General features: G+C 33.9%; 9 protein-coding genes and 1 pseudogene. 4 read left to right on the forward strand and 6 right to left on the reverse strand.

The window, feature by feature from the left end; genetic code table 11:
* Positions 1–114 precede the first annotated feature (114 nt).
* The 4 genes from HMPREF3134_RS02815 to HMPREF3134_RS02825 all read right to left on the reverse strand — a co-directional run bounded on the left by HMPREF3134_RS02815 (position 115) and on the right by HMPREF3134_RS02825 (position 5436).
* Positions 115–1059, reverse strand: coding sequence for a glycine betaine ABC transporter substrate-binding protein (locus HMPREF3134_RS02815; protein ID WP_070440534.1), 945 nt, complete (start codon positions 1057–1059; stop codon positions 115–117).
* Between the two features lie 23 nt (positions 1060–1082).
* Positions 1083–3764 (reverse strand): MMPL family transporter, encoded by a 2682-nt coding sequence (locus HMPREF3134_RS02820; protein ID WP_070440536.1) that lies wholly within the window; start codon positions 3762–3764, stop codon positions 1083–1085.
* Between the two features lie 301 nt (positions 3765–4065).
* Positions 4066–4233 carry a hypothetical protein gene (locus tag HMPREF3134_RS12145; protein WP_174165701.1) on the reverse strand — a complete coding sequence of 56 codons (168 nt, stop codon included), beginning with the start codon at positions 4231–4233 and terminating at the stop codon, positions 4066–4068.
* Positions 4234–4563: 330 nt separating this feature from the next.
* Positions 4564–5436 carry a LysR family transcriptional regulator gene (locus HMPREF3134_RS02825; protein ID WP_070440538.1) on the reverse strand — a complete coding sequence of 291 codons (873 nt, stop codon included), beginning with the start codon at positions 5434–5436 and terminating at the stop codon, positions 4564–4566.
* A gap of 151 nt (positions 5437–5587) precedes the next feature.
* Here HMPREF3134_RS02825 and HMPREF3134_RS12630 point away from each other — a divergent pair.
* From HMPREF3134_RS12630 to HMPREF3134_RS02840, 3 genes and pseudogenes are all read left to right on the forward strand, one after another.
* Positions 5588–6200: pseudogene (locus tag HMPREF3134_RS12630) on the forward strand (metallophosphoesterase).
* 116 nt (positions 6201–6316) lie between these two features.
* Positions 6317–8410: a hypothetical protein gene (locus HMPREF3134_RS02835; RefSeq protein ID WP_080497793.1), complete on the forward strand. Its 2094-nt coding sequence runs from the start codon at positions 6317–6319 to the stop codon at positions 8408–8410.
* A 363-nt stretch (positions 8411–8773) separates the two neighbouring features.
* Entirely contained in the window at positions 8774–10348 is a 1575-nt protein-coding gene (locus HMPREF3134_RS02840) for a YfcC family protein (protein ID WP_016930623.1), read from the forward strand.
* A gap of 80 nt (positions 10349–10428) precedes the next feature.
* Here HMPREF3134_RS02840 and HMPREF3134_RS02845 read toward each other — a convergent pair whose 3' ends face one another.
* Positions 10429–12591 carry an amidase domain-containing protein gene (locus HMPREF3134_RS02845; RefSeq protein ID WP_070440540.1) on the reverse strand — a complete coding sequence of 721 codons (2163 nt, stop codon included), beginning with the start codon at positions 12589–12591 and terminating at the stop codon, positions 10429–10431.
* Positions 12592–12800: 209 nt separating this feature from the next.
* Here HMPREF3134_RS02845 and HMPREF3134_RS02850 point away from each other — a divergent pair, with 209 nt between their 5' ends.
* Positions 12801–15617 (forward strand): YhgE/Pip domain-containing protein, encoded by a 2817-nt coding sequence (locus tag HMPREF3134_RS02850; RefSeq protein WP_070440542.1) that lies wholly within the window; start codon positions 12801–12803, stop codon positions 15615–15617.
* Between the two features lie 93 nt (positions 15618–15710).
* On the opposite strand, the gene HMPREF3134_RS02855 is transcribed toward HMPREF3134_RS02850, so the two are convergent.
* Positions 15711–16232 carry a hypothetical protein gene (locus HMPREF3134_RS02855; RefSeq protein ID WP_070440544.1) on the reverse strand — a complete coding sequence of 174 codons (522 nt, stop codon included), beginning with the start codon at positions 16230–16232 and terminating at the stop codon, positions 15711–15713.
* Positions 16233–16322: the final 90 nt, after the last annotated feature.

A 16322-nucleotide genomic window follows, 5' to 3' on the forward strand; every position in this document is an offset into this window, starting at 1 on the left:
AGATTGTCTTAAGCGCCTTCTCAACTCGGTTTGCTACTGTAAATTTGCATTATAAGTTTTAAATATGCTGCACCAAACGAGCATATGCTTTATTTGTCTTTCTTAACTATGCAATTAGTTAGTCTCAATACCTTCTAACCATTCATCTACTTTATTATCATTATCATCCACATAGTCTTTAGCTACTTGTTCTGGACTTTTGTTATCAACAAAGATTTTTTTAGCTAATTTGTCTTCTTCAGATTTACTCCAATCATCTGCCATACGTGTTGCAATTGTGTATGCAGCTGGATGTGCTTCTTTAAAGTCTTTGTTAAATACTAAGTCAATATGTTGATTATTATTACCATAAATGTTGTCTGGATCTTTCAACATTTTAACGTCTAATTCTTTAGAGAACCAGCTAGGTTCCATTGATGTGAAGACGATAGGTTCTTGTTGTTTAAAAGCAGATTGAATTTTCTTGAATTGGTCTTGGTCAGAACTTTCTTTCAAGCTATATTTATCCAAGTTGTCACTATCAAGTTCATCTTTAGTTTCTTGCATAACGCCATTACGTGCGTCTGTGCCTTGAATTGTCCAATCTACAGATTTTCCGAAGTCACTGTTTTTTAAGTCACTAATTGAGTCGACATCTTGCACGTACTTAGGTACGGCTAAACCTACTTTTGCGTTATCAATTAAATGTTTATCATCATAAATTGTTAATTTACTTTTGAACTTATCGTAGTAACTTTTATCAGTAGTAGGGAAGATACCTGATGCATGGAATGAATCAGAGTTCTCTGATACAGTAGCATATAACGGGCCACTTGCTGTTACTGGTGTAGTTGTTACATCATAACCTGCTTTTTTCAAAACCTCTGCTATAACTAGTGAACGTGGTGTTGAATTATCACTCGCGATATAAGGTATTTCGATTTCTTTATTACCAAGTGATGTTTGACTATCGTCTGATGAACCACTACCGCTACCACTATTACCACAAGCACTTAACACTATGGCTAAGGCTAGTGTGGCTAGCAGTCCTAAGAATTTCGAACTACGTCGTTTTAACATAACGTGTTTCCTCCTTTTTAATATTAGTCTCTAAGTTCGTCATCATGACGATGTTGAGATGATCGGTTATATCTATCGTAAACACCTTTGTTGTTTTCACGAGCGTATAACATTAATGCTTTGAATAATACATCTTGATCAATATTGCTATCAGTTAATTCTTTGTATAAGTTTGTTGTTTTATCGAAATTTGAATCATGATAATCATCGTTATCATTGTGTTGATCATGATTGTTATGACGATAATCATCGTTTCTATCGTAATTGTTTTGATAGTGTCGATCATTATAATTACGTTCATCATGGTGAGTATGGTCGCCATCTTGAGTATAAAGTGATTCATAGTCTATATCATCACGTTGATTATCATAGTAGTGTTGGCGATGATGCTGGTCATGATGATTATCTAAATGCACAGAACGGTTATAATCTTCGTCATTATAATTACGATTGTGGTTACGTTTGTCATTTTGATAAACATAGTTATCTTTGTTTTGTCTAGAGTATTCATTATTTTTATCGTTGACATGACCTTTTTCAGAAGATGTGTCGTGATGATTATCTTCTTCTAAAGCTTTACCTTCAACGTCAACGTTTGGCAATACTGCACCTAACCATTTAGGAAGGTACCAAGAAGCTTTACCAAAGAGTTTCGTCAATGCTGGAATTAATGTCATACGTACGACGAATGCGTCGAATAACACACCGAAACCTAATGCGATACCCATTGACTTAATTGCACTGTCATCTTGGAAGACGAATGCGATGAATACACTGAACATAATAAGTGCAGCAGCTACGATAACAGGTCCACTTTCTTTGATACCTACACGGATTGAATGATCATTGTCGCCAGTCTTACTATATTCTTCATGTACACGTGTCATTAAGAAGAGCTCGTAGTCGATGGCAAGTCCGAATAACAATCCAATTGTGATTACTGGAAGGAATGCAAGTAATGGTCCTGTGTTTTCAATACCAAATAAGCTACCCATGAAGCCATGTTGAATGACTAATGTTGTAAAACCTAATGTAGCCATTAATGAAAGGATAAAGCCTAGTACTGCTTTTAATGGAACTAAGATTGAACGGAACACAATCATTAATAAGAAGAATGCTAATACAACGATAACGCCTGCAAATACTGGAATAGCGTTGTTTAGTTTTTCTGACATATCGATGTTAATAACACTTTGTCCTGAAATTTCAGTGTCATAGTCATATTTTTCTTGCGCTTGGCTATGATAATCACGTAAATCATATACTAGATTTTCTGTTGACTGTGAGTTCGGTCCTTTTTCAGGAATGATTGTGAATAATGCGTAATTGTTGTTGTCAGTTAGTTGTGCTTTTGAAACTGTATCAACATTATCAATGTCTTCTAAATCACTACGCATATTATTTAAGTCACGTTCGATAGTGCTTTTACTTCCACCATCTTTTGTATTTACTAACATGACAATTTGTCCGTTATAACCTTCGCCAAAATTATCTGAGATTAATTTATAGGCTTTGTATTCTGATGAGTCAGTTGGTTTTAAACTATCATCTGGAATACCTAAACGCATGTCACTGACTGGTATAGCAGCTAAAATTAAAATAATTAAACTTACAATAACAGCGATAACTGGCTTACCAACAATAAATTTTGCCCAAGGATGATCTTTAGGGTCTTTACTTTTAGATGGTTTATCTTTAATTTTAATACTTTTATGGAAGATACTGATTAGGGCAGGTAATAGTGTTAATCCTACTAATACTGCAAATAACACACTAATCGCTGAAGCGAATCCCATAACCGCTAAGAAGTCGATTCCTACAAGTGATAAACCACAAACAGCAATCATAACTGTAAGACCAGCGAATATTACAGCACTACCTGCTGTACCCACTGCTGTTGCGATAGCTTCTACAGTATCGACACCTTTTTTCTTAAGTTCTTTAAATCTAAATAGAATAAAGAGTGAGTAGTCAATACCAACAGCTAAACCTATCATTACAGCTAGTGTAAGAGTGAAGTTTGGAATATCAAAGATATATGTTAATAATGCGATGATACCAACACTTGAACCTAAACCGATGATTGCACTAATAATTGGCATACCAGCTGCGATAAGTGAACCAAAGGTAATAAGTAAGATTACGAATGCTACGACAATACCGACAATTTCTGATGTACCACCAGGTTCAGCATTCATAGCGCCACCTTGAGTTTTTTCAATTTGCACATTGTGGTTGTCAGTTACATCTTTTAATTCTTTGTCGATGATATGTTTAGAAGAATCTTTTAATCCAGTTTGTGGAACTACATAACTTACGTTAGCGATAGCGGTATCGCCTTCATCGTTAACTTGTCCACTGTCATATGGATTAGAGATATTTTGGATATAATCATCATTTTGTCTGATATTGTCTAAAGCATCTTCAATATCTTTCTTCGTATCTTTATTATTGAGTCCATCATTCTTATTAGAATGGAAGACTATTTTCATCGAGGCTTTCTCACTGTCCTGATGAAATTCTTTACTAATTTTATCGTTTGTGTCTAATGACTTAAGGCCGTTCATAGTGATGTCACTGTCAAACTTCGGTGAGTTTATCATTAATGGCATGATAATGACACCTAGTATAACAAGCCATCCTATAACACTTAGCCATTTGTTCTTAGCTATAAATTTTCCTAGTTTGTATAATAGCTTTGCCAAGACATTTCCCCCTATTTCATTAATTTATATCGCTTAAAGTATGGGTAATGTGTTGATGATTTGTGAGCAATTACATTAAATCGATACCTCAAATTAAGCATATTTAAAATGTTACATTTGATAATGTAACAAGTTATACCCACGTTCGGTACCATTAAAAGTTTTACGTCGTTGGAAAATGCAACACTTTGGAAAAATTGTTGGTGAAAATAGCGTGTATTAAGGGGATATATAAGAAAACAGGTAACCTCGTGATGATGGTATACCTGAAAATAATTTGGTATGTAGACTTGCGATGTAGTTAGTTCATTAAATAAAACAGGAGAAGTAATGCACCTATTAAGACAAAAATTACGCCAGGAATATAAATTTTTTCTCTGAGGTCAATGTCATGTTGGTATGCAACAAATCTACTAATACCGATTAAAATTAGACCTAAAAGTAATAAAATGATGGAAAGAACGAGCATTAACCGTACCTCCTAATCAAAAAAGTACAAATAGCAAATTGATTAATATGTATATCTTTCTTTCAAATCTATTATATTATGTAAGCGTATTTTTTTATAGCGATTTATTAATATATTGTAAAATTGTTATAACTTTTTGGAAAGTTTATTAACAAAATTTATACATTCTTAATATTTTATAAAGGTAATAATAAACTGACTTTTCAAACTATACGTATTTGAATTATTTTGAGAAAAGAAACAGAAAGTAACTGTAGAAGGACGGATAGTATTAAAGAGCAATCATGTTAATAAATATTTAATCAACGTGATTGCTCAAATTTGCAGGAACTATTTAGTGTTATATATTAATGTGATGAAATCTTGGATAATAGAAGTGAGATGTCTATCATTACGGTATATGAGTGAGATGTAACTTGTGGTTGGGGCATTAGGCAAAGTCTTACTAATAATGCTTGGATGATGACTTATAGCATTTTCACTGACTAAACTTAAGTAATTTGAATCTTTTATTGTTGTAAGGATACTGCTAATACTATTGGTTTCCATGTGAACGTCTAAGTTGATAAAGTTCTTGTTACGCCATTCGTCTATACTGTCTCGAGTTGCTCCGCTATTATGAATGATAAAACGGTAACTACTAATATCTTCTAAAGTAAGATGATCTTTTTGAGCAAGTGGGTGACGTTTGTCCATAGCAAGCACTAATGGATTTTCATGAAGACGTTTGACTTGTAGTTCACCCTCGTTAAAACCTTTTTCAGCTATGACAGCAATATCAATCTTACGGTCTTTAACTTTCTCGATAATAATTGGCGCAGTATCTACTGTTAAGTTAATATCTATATTTGGATGTTCATGCATATAGTTTTTAAATGTTGACGGTAAAATGCTATAGATTGGAGCGTGACTCGCACCAATTCTTAAAGTTCCTCGTTTAGATTGTTTGAAATCTTCCATCATATCTGTTGTTTCTTCTATTAAATTAAGCATTTTATTCGCATTCCGATAGAGTAATTCACCAGCTTCAGTGAGGTTGAAATGTTTACCTTTTTTGAAATATAGAGGTAACCCACATTCTTTGCTTAAGTTTTTCAAATGAAAAGTTACCGTTGGTTGTGTGATACCAAGTTTTTCAGCGACGGCGTTTTCGTTTTGTGCCTCAACGAAATGTTTAAAGATGAGTAATTGCTTTGTATTCATAAATTGATTTCCCCAAAATATATATTTTGTTTATACTATTTTCTATAATAAATAAAGAATTTTGAGGACACGTTAATAATTTGTTTAAAGTTAGTTAAACAGTGATTTTATATTAATATGCAATAAGTCGTAGGTTAGGAGAGAAGGAAGTATGAAAGAAAGGATACTTGTGGTTTCTGATATACACGGTCATCGGAAGGCACTCGTCACTCTTTTAAAGGCAGTTAATTTTAATGTGAGAAAAGATCAACTCGTTTTAATGGGAGATTATGTTAATAATGGACCCGATTCATTTGGGACTTTGAAGTTAGTGAAACGCTTAAAACGTCGAGGTGCACTTGCCTTGGCTGGCAATCATGAGATGCGTTGGTTAGAAAGTAAAGATAAAAAAAATCAAACGCTGGCACAAATTTTTAAGAGAATTGTCGACAATCGAGGTCATAGATAATTACATATTTGCGCATGCTGGTATAGATACGTCTAAACCTTTAAATAAACAGATTAAGGAATATACTACTGGTCATTATAACCATAATTTAAATAGAAACATCCCTAAAAATAAATATTTGATACATGGACATATTCCTAATTATCGCTATGGGTTAAAAAACGATGAATTATATAAAAAGAAAAATATACTAGATATTGATACAGGTGCTGGTCATAATAAATTCTTATCTCTTATTGATTTAACTAATGCGTACCAATACTCTGTTAAGGTTACAGATACTAAAAAAATCAACACTAAACGTATAAAATTATAAAAATCTATGACTGGTCAATGTTTGGAACCTTTAATTAATTTTCAAAAAACAGAAGTATAAGTTTTAAATTAAATGTTATATAATGAAGTGGAATATTAATAAAAAGGGTGATATGCGTGAAGAAGCTTAGACAACATTCTAAATTTAATTCGTATTTAAAAGTGTCATGTTCAGTGTTGTTAATGAGTGGAACATTAGTGGGTTATGGATTTACCAAAGATGGAGTTGCACAATCAAATGACCGCATCGACAACGTTTCAAGTGAAATGACATCTGTTCAAAATAAACTTGATAAAGCGATAGATAAAGCGAAAACAAAAATTGACCGTTTGAAGTACCTACAAGCCACTGATATTAAAAGTTATAAAGAAGATATTGAAGATGCACGTAATCAGTCTGAAATTGATCAAATTTTAAGGGATGCACAGGAAGAAGACCGTATATCAAATGAGGAAAGTACTAGAGAAACTGGTGAAAAAGCAAGCACTTCTAATGAATCTTCACTCTCAACTGCTGAGCAATCATCAACGAATGAAGGAGATAAGCTAGATGAATTAGATAAAATAATAGCCGATTTAGATTCTCTATCTGAAAAGGTTGATACCCATCAACAAAGTGAAGATATGAAGTCGGAACAAGGTTCCACAAATAATAGTGAAAATAGCCAAATAAGTAGTGGACAATCAGCATCTTCTCAAGACATTACGAATCACATGAATGAAGAAAATGATGATACCTCAATATTGGATGAAATGGATAATGTTAAAAATGACATAGAATCAACTAAAGAAAGTGCACATTCATCTGTAGAAGATATTCGAGATCAAACTGACTCATCCATTCAAGATGACAATTCAACAGAATCGCATTCAAAAGATAATACTAATACTGCATCAGATAAAAGTATTCTAAGTGGTATCAAACAGATAGATAAAGATGATATCAGCCATAAGTCAAACAAGATTGATTCAAAAGAGGGTCATATTGATGCATTAACTGACGAATTATCTGCTAATCAAAAAATTGATCAAGCCATTACAAAAGTTGAAAATAAACAAAATAACACATCGAAACGTTACAGTGACCATAAACTTGAGCAATTGAGACAGTTAGAACAACAAGTAAAGCAAAACAACAATTTGACTAATGAGCAAAAGCAAAATGTTGAAAAAGATATTAGAAATGTTCGACAAAATGTTAAAGCGAACCGAGATCAAATAAGTGGCCGCTTAGAACAATCTTCAAATAAGCAAGCAACAGTCGAACAAATCTTAAGAAGTGTCTTTAGTAAAAACGAAGCTCAAAAGATAGCCAAGCAGATTAAAACTAACGGTCAGTCAGATAAGCAAATAGCAGATCAAATGATGAAACATATCGACAACCTCAAAACGACAACAAGTGATGATATTTTGGCATCCATGTTTGATCAAACACCTGATAAAGAGGCTTTAATCAAAACATTGCTTTCAACACGTTTAGGAAATAATGAAGCATCACAAATAGCTAAACAGCTTGCTAAAGAGAATTTATCTAGTTCAGAATTAGTAAATCAAGTGAAGCAAAAAATTAATGCAAATCAGTCAGTAACAGCTGATGATATTCTTAAAGACGTACTAGATAAATCGTCAGCCCCTAAACAAACCATTGAAACGTTATTAGCTACAAAGTTAAATCAAACACAAGCGAAGGCGTTGGCAGATCTTATCGCTAGAGTTCAAACGGATAAAGCTGATGCGTTAGATTTAGTGAAAAATGCATTAAACGGTACAGGTGGAGATTTATTACAGTTGCAAAATAAACTCGACACTGCAAAAAATAATTTGAATTATATCTTAGATCCTATTACCAATAGACCTTCACTATTTGATCGCATTAATGGTAGTACATCAAGTTCTAATCTTCTTAATCAAGGGTCTCATTTACTAGATGGACTAACTGGTGGTGGTCTATTAGATGGTCTTAATTCAGGAGGAAGTCTGTTAGACAATATTGAAGATATTCCTAATCCTGTACAAGGATTATCATTGGGACAATTAGGCGATGATGATGGATTTTTAAGTGGCTTATTTGATGATGAAGGGAATCTATCTTTACCAAATACTGGAGAAGTAGTTAAAAAGTCTTGGCTACCAGTAACAGTGTTATTAGTGATTGCTGGGGGTACTTTAATAGGGTTAGGTCGTCGTAAACAACAAAACACTAAACATTAAATACAAACTTAAAGCGTGGATAACTGAGTAATCATTACTTACTTATGTTATCTACGCCTATTTTTTGAAAAAGAGGCTCAACATCGGTTAGGAAAGCGCTTGCACAATTCCTAGAAAATAGCAAGTGAATTTTGAGAAATTATTGGTAAAGTTATGTGAAATAATTATGGAATAATCTAAAATATTTACATTTTATTTAATATTCATATTGATTGTAAAGTGCATTAGACATACACTAATAGTGGAAAAAGAAATTGAGAAATTTTTCACAAAGTTGCTTAATTAACAAATTTTCACAAAGTATACGTTTTAAATGTGTATAGCATTTTCATAGATAAAAAATACTTAAAGGGGTTGAAAAGCATGACACACACTAACGAAGTTACTAATAGTACTAGCAAAGGACGGAAAAAACGATTCTCGCTTAAGATGCCTGGCGCATTTACAATTTTATTTATTTTAACTGTAATCGCTGTTATGGCAACGTGGATGATACCAGCTGGTGCATACTCTAAGTTATCCTATGATGGCGGTGCTCATGAATTTAAAATTGTCGATGCTCATAATAAATCAAAAACAGTCCCTGGAACACAAGAACAATTAGATAAATTAGGTGTAAAAATTGATGTAGACCAATTTAAATCAGGTGCCATCAATAAACCTATCTCAATTCCTGGAACATACGAACGATTAGAACAAAAACCTGCTGGACCAGATCAAATTACATCAAGCATGGTTAACGGTACAATTGAAGCAGTCGATGTAATGGTATTTATTTTAGTATTAGGTGGACTCATTGGTGTTGTACAAAAGAGTGGTTCATTTGAATCAGGACTTTTAGCACTTACTAAAAAAACTAAAGGTCATGAATTTTTACTTGTATTCATGGTGTCAGTATTAATGGTACTAGGTGGTACGCTTTGTGGTATTGAAGAAGAAGCGGTAGCATTTTATCCAATACTCGTACCCATCTTTATTGCCATGGGATATGACTCAATTATCTGTGTTGGGGCAATCTTCCTAGCAAGTTCTGTAGGTAGTACATTCTCAACAGTTAACCCATTCTCAGTTGTTATCGCATCAAATGCAGCAGGTACAACATTCGTAGATGGTTTATATTGGAGAATTGTTGGCTTAATTGTGGCAACAATATTTACAGTAGGTTATTTATACTGGTACGCTAAAAAAATTAAAAAAGATCCTAAAGCATCTTACACATATGAAGATAAAACTAAATTTGAAAATCAATGGTCAGTTATTAACGATGATGGCGGAGAAAAACCATTTACACTACGCAAAAAAATCATTTTAATTTTATTCATCTTACCATTCCCAATCATGGTATGGGGCGTTATGACACAAGGTTGGTGGTTCCCAATCATGGCCTCAATGTTCTTAGCATTTACAATTGTAATCATGTTAATGGTAGCATTAGGTAAAGATGGACTTGGCGAGAAAGTGGTCGTCGATGCATTTGTAGAAGGTGCATCAAGTTTGGTAGGGGTATCACTAATCATTGGTTTGGCACGTGGTATCAATATGATTATGAATGATGGATTAATCTCAGATACAATCTTGAACTTCAGTTCATCACTTGTACAAGGTGTAAGTGGACCAATCTTCATTGTAATATTGTTGATTATCTTCTTCTTCCTAGGTTTCATTATTCCATCATCTTCTGGTTTAGCAGTGCTTGCAATGCCAATCTTTGCACCACTTGCTGATACAGTAGGTATTCCTAGATTTGTTATCGTAACAGCATATCAATTTGGTCAATATGCAATGTTATTCTTAGCACCAACAGGATTGATAATGGCAACATTACAAATGTTAGACATGAAGTACTCTCACTGGTTGAAATTCGTATGGCCAGTCGTTGCCTTCGTATTCATCTTCGGTGGTGGCATGCTTATCACTCAAGTATTAATTTATTCATAATAGATGAATTAAAAAGGTGGTTCACCCAAATCGGGTGCACCACCTTTTTTATATGTTATCTTATTTAACTCACATCAGCATTATTTAGGCTGAATATAGTGTAAGGCTTCAGCTGTGCTAGCATCAATTGTGCGATATGACACGATGCCTAAACCTTTGACATTAGATTCTGAGATGACGATAGAGCCATCTTTATTTACCTTTTCAACAAAGGCAACATGACCATATACATCATGCGCACCAGCTTGTCCTGCTTCAAAGACGACTGCGCTATGTGTAGAAGGTGTTTGACTGACATCATAGTTGTCACGTTCTGCACGATTATCCCAGTTATGGGCATCTCCCCAGTCGCTACCTACTTTCTTACCAAATTGTTGAACACGTTCGTATACATACCATGTACATTGACCTTGAGGATAAGGTGATGACGAATCTGTGATTTCAAATGATTTAAACTCACTACCTGAAGTATCTTCTCCACTAGATGTTTGTTTAGTATATTGATCTAAATCTGGCATTTTTTTCTTATCAAAATCAGTTAAGTGATAGTGTTTGATTAAGCTATTTAATTTAGTAGCATAGTTAGGGTCTGTAGCATATGTACGACTTAAATGTCGTGTCGCATCACGATAATCTATAGCTTCATGCTTCCAAGTAGGTTTATAAATTGTTGGATTACCGTCGATACCATTTTTAATTAAATCAGCATAATCTTCCAATGATGCTTTAGTACTTGGATATTTACGGAACCCAGCATTAATACTAAACATACTGTTGTCACTACCAGCTTCTAGCGTATTAAAGTTTACAGATTGTCCTTTATAACTACCTTTAATACCAAATAAATTATAATTAGGTGCTTGTGCTAAGGTACTGTTTCCTGAACTAGATTCAAGAATAGCTTGAGCAATCATAACTGAGGCATAAAGATCTTTATCTTGACCAATCTTATGTGCATCTTTAGCGATAGACTTAATAAAGTCACGCGTACCTTTATTTTCAACAACTGTTATATCGCCATCCGTTACGTCACTACCATTAAGTTGAGGTAATGTTTGGAACAAACTAGTTGAACGCGTATTACTTTGCTTAAAGTCATCTTCAAATGACTGTGCAGGTGTAGTTTTATGTTCAAGCTCCTTCTTAGTTGGCAACTGAGGGTTACTTACTTTAGTCGTGTTGTTTTTTGTTTTTTCACCCTTAGATGTGTTTGTTTCGTTATCCTTTTTAGATGATTCGAAATCTTGATGCGTCTTTTTAGCATCTTCACTATACTTATCGAGCACAGTGTCTAAGGCAGATTCAGATAGACTATTACTATCAGAAGATGATGTTTTACTAGAATCATTTTTTGAGTCAGTGCTTGTGTCGTCATTATCTGATTGATGATTAGTGGTATCTGTATTATTACTTCCTTGATTATCTTTATCATCATCTGTTTCATCTGAGACGAAATCATCAATGGCATCTAACGCTTTACTAACACTTGCATCGTCCTTATCTTGATTGGCAGTTGATTGTTGTTTTGTATCTATCTCATCTTGTCGTGAAGTCTTATCTGATTGGTTAGCTTGCTCACTACTTTGCTGTACGTCATCATGTTCGCGATTCGTTGTGTCAGAAGATGAAGCGCTATGTTCTGTTTGATCTTGGTCTTGTGAATCAGTATCTTGCTCATTTGTAGAATGCGTGTCATCATCTGTTTCATTAGTGCTTGCGGGTTGCTCATAATCTGAAATATCACTATCGAAATTAAATAATGATGCAATTAAATGAGTTAGGCTAAATCCGTTTTGATATAAATCAGGATTTAAAAAGTTAGAAGCAGGTAAACCACTAGAATGAGTTGCGTCAAAGATTGGAGAAAGGGGTGTACGGTAAGTGTTATTTGTATCTTTATCACGCTTTTGATGACTGCGAGATACGCTTGTGTTGTCATCATCTTTCTCCTCTGATGACGTATTTGATGACTTAGACTTTTCTCGTTTTATCTTGTTCTTCGAATCTTCCTTAGTAGGTGCTTCAGAAGATGTGTTATCGGACTGAGTATCGTCTGGTTGAGATGGTTCATTAGTATTATTGTCATTTACATCTTCATTATGATCAGTCTGTTCTTCTTGTGTGCTAGATGATTTCATCTTAGCATCTTCGTTTGTGTCTTCAGCATGTGCAATGCTAGTCGTAAATGTTGGCAATACTAGCGTTGTTGTTAAAAAGTAAATCATGAATTTATGCTTCGACATTACGCTCTTTTCCTCCTATCAAATTAACTATGGTGGTATGCGAATATATCAGAATTTGATATAATATTTATTATGATTTTTAGTTGATAAGTATCAACTAATTATTACTTTGCTCAATAAAAGTATTATACTAACTCTATAAAGAAAAAAACAATACTTAATATCATTTTGAGATAAAATCTTAATATTTCATTTTTAGGAGTGTGAAAATGAAAAACGCACTAAAATTATTTATAACGGACTTGAAGCGAGTTGCTAAGACGCCAGCAGTTTGGGTTATACTAACAGGACTTGCGATATTACCGTCTTTCTATGCTTGGTTCAACTTATGGGCTATGTGGGATCCTTATAGCCATACAGGTCATATCAAGGTTGCCGTTGTGAACGAGGACAAGGGTGACAAAGTTCGTGGCAAGAAAATTAATGTTGGTAATACATTAGAAGACAATCTTAAGAAAAACGATAAATTTGATTGGCAATTCGTTAGCCGGGAAAAGGCAGACCATGAAATTAAAATGGGTAAATATTATGCTGGCATATACATACCTAAAGAATTCTCGCATCAAATTACTGGCACATTAAGAAAGAAACCACAAAAAGCCGATATCGAATATAAAGTTAATCAAAAAATCAATGCCGTCGCACCGAAAATGACCGATACAGGGTCAACGGTCATCGTTGACGAAGCAAATAAACAGTTCAACGAAACCGTCACGAAAGCGTTACTACAAGAAGCGAACAAAGTGGGTATTCAACTTGAAGATGAAGTACCTACAATTAATAAAATAAAAAATGCAGTTTATGCGGCACATGACTCATTACCACAAATCAATAAAATTGCGGATCGTATTGAATATTTGAATGATCATCAGGATGATCTTGATAAATATGCAAATCAATTCCGTGCATTAGGTAGTTACAAAGGCGATATTTTAGACGCCCAACAAAAGCTTAATGATGTGAATGCAGCCATTCCGTCACTTAACGAAAAGGCAAAACTCATCTTAGCACTTAATGAATATATGCCGAACATTGAGAAACTATTAGATGTAGCTTCTAATGATATACCGGCACAATTTCCTAAGATTAATAGAGGCGTGGATATTGCTAGTGAGGGGCTTGATTTAGCGAATACGCGTTTAAATGATGCACAAGGTTATCTTACATCTGCTCAGCAACGCGTAGGTGATTATCAAGAAGCGGCAGGGCGTGCTCAAGAAGTAAATAACCAAGCCAATAGTGCATTGCGTCAACAAAGTACGTCGGGACTTCCTCAATATCAAATTCAGAAGTTGAGCACAGATAGTAGCCAGGACACTGTGAATGATAATCAAATTGTCTCAAACAATGACGTGAAGTCTATGAATAGTGCGCTTGCAGAAGCATTATTAACACTTTCAAGTAATTCTGATAATCAAGCGAAAGCAACACAGTCAGACATTAAAGCCTTAAAAGATATATCTTATGGTGTTATTGGTTCTAATCGACCGACTGAATTTAATGACATGTTACGTAATTTAAAAACACGTCTTGAAAATAGCTCGAAAAGTAATCAACAATTGATAGACGTGTTAAAAGAATTAGAAAAAAGAGAACATGTCGATTTATCGTCGCAAATTAAACAAGTTGAGAGTGTCAATAATCGTATCAGCGATTCATTACGTTCAACGAATCAACTCATTGATGCACTAAAAAATGGTAGTTCAGGTAAAGCAGAAGCAGTTAACGTATTGCGTTCGTTACCAGATTTAAATAAAGCGTTAGGTAATTATCGTGATTTCATTAAAAACGACTTAAACAATCGTTTGTTAGTTGTATCTAATCAAATTACACAAGAATTAAACAAAGGTCAGAATACGTTATCAGACGTTCAATCTAAATTAAATACGATTAATCGTGTTATCATTGCTGGTCAGGATATAGTTACAGATGGACAGAATCGTATAGCTAACATTCAAAGCGAATTACCTGCTTTAGAACAAACCTATATTAATGCGATGCAAACTGCTCAGAAATATTTCCCTACAGTGAAAAAAGACGTAGCGAATGCAGCTGACTTTGTTCGTAATGATTTGCCAGATTTAGAGCAACAACTTGCGAATGCTACAGCAACAGTAAATACGAACTTACCGACATTGTTCAATAAGTATGACAATGCCGTTGATTTATTAAATCAAAATCAACCACGTGCGAAAGAAGCGTTAGCAAACTTAGCTAATTTCTCTGAAAACCGTTTGCCAGATATTGAAAAAGATTTAAACAAAGCGAATAAAATATTTAAAAAATTAGATGAAGATGATGCGGTAGATAAAGTGATTGATGCGTTGAAGAATGACTTGAAGAAACAAGCCGATGTGGTTGCGAATCCTATTCATAAGAAACAAGTAGATGTCTTCCCAGTTAAAGATTATGGTTCAGGTATGACACCATTCTATACGTCATTATCTATATGGGTAGGGGCATTATTACTAGTAAGTTTATTGTCTGTAGATAATAAACATGAAGGCTTGGAAGATGAGTTAACGAAACGTCAAATTTATTTAGGTAAAGGTGCTTTCTTTATAATGATGGGTATCATTCAAGCATTGATTGTAACGATTGGTGACTTGGTTATTTTGAAAGCGCAGGTTGAATCGCCGACATTGTTTATCTTAGTCGCACTGTGTGGTGCTATTGTCTTTAATACGATTGTGTATACATGCGTGTCATTACTTGGAAACCCAGGTAAAGCTATTGCAATCATTTTACTAGTATTACAAATTGCTGGTGGTGGAGGAACATTCCCAGTTGTAACTGCACCTAAGTTCTTCCAAACGATTTCACCATATTTACCATTCACGTATGTGATAGATTCTTTACGTGAAACGGTAGGTGGCATTGTACCAGAAATTTTAATTACGAAAATGATTATCTTAATACTATTTGGACTAGGATTCTTTATTTTAGGTATCTTAGTCAAACCAGTCTTAGATCCAATTATGCGTAAAATTTCTAAGCGCGTGGCTGAAAGTAAAGTAACTGAGTAGTTACGGAAACGATATTTGTACTATAAAAAGCATTCTAACCTTATAAATGGGCTAGAATGCTTTTTATGTGCTATATATTTATTGTTACTATGTTTAATTTTTATCTTTAGAATCACTTGAACTACCAGAACTACTTGAACTTTGTGTTGAACTATTGTTAGTTGTCGTTTTATTCTGTGTGCTAGGTTGTGATGTTGATGGCTGTTGCGTAGAAGGTTGTTGTGTACTTGGTTGTTGTGTTGTTTGAGTTTCTTTAGTATTTTTTTCTGAAGTAGCACTTTCTGAACTCTTTTGTCTTGAACTGCTTTCTTTTGTTTTAGATTCTTGTGTTCGAGTTGTCGAGTTATTTTGTTGTGTAGAATAACTTTGTTGCGTGTTTACAGTGTTGTTTGACGTTGGTTCTGATTGTGCATTTTCTCCATTATCAGATGTAGTAGATTGCTCATCAGTTTGTTCTTCTTTCGTTTTATCTTTCTTCTCTTTTTTATCATGCTTCTCAGTTTTATGATCATCACTTGAATTTGATTGTTTAGTACCAGTTGCTGCAAAGAATATTGAAAAACCTAAAGCAACAACAAGTAATAAAATGACGCTACCTGCCAATACTTTTTTCAAGGTGTATCCTCCGTCCTTAATTCATTTCTTTATCTTATTATAATAAAACTTCATAAAATAGATAGTATTTACACAATTTTATAATATTAA

The organism is Staphylococcus sp. HMSC14D10, from assembly GCF_001808125.1.
GTDB classification, from domain to species: domain Bacteria; phylum Bacillota; class Bacilli; order Staphylococcales; family Staphylococcaceae; genus Staphylococcus; species Staphylococcus haemolyticus.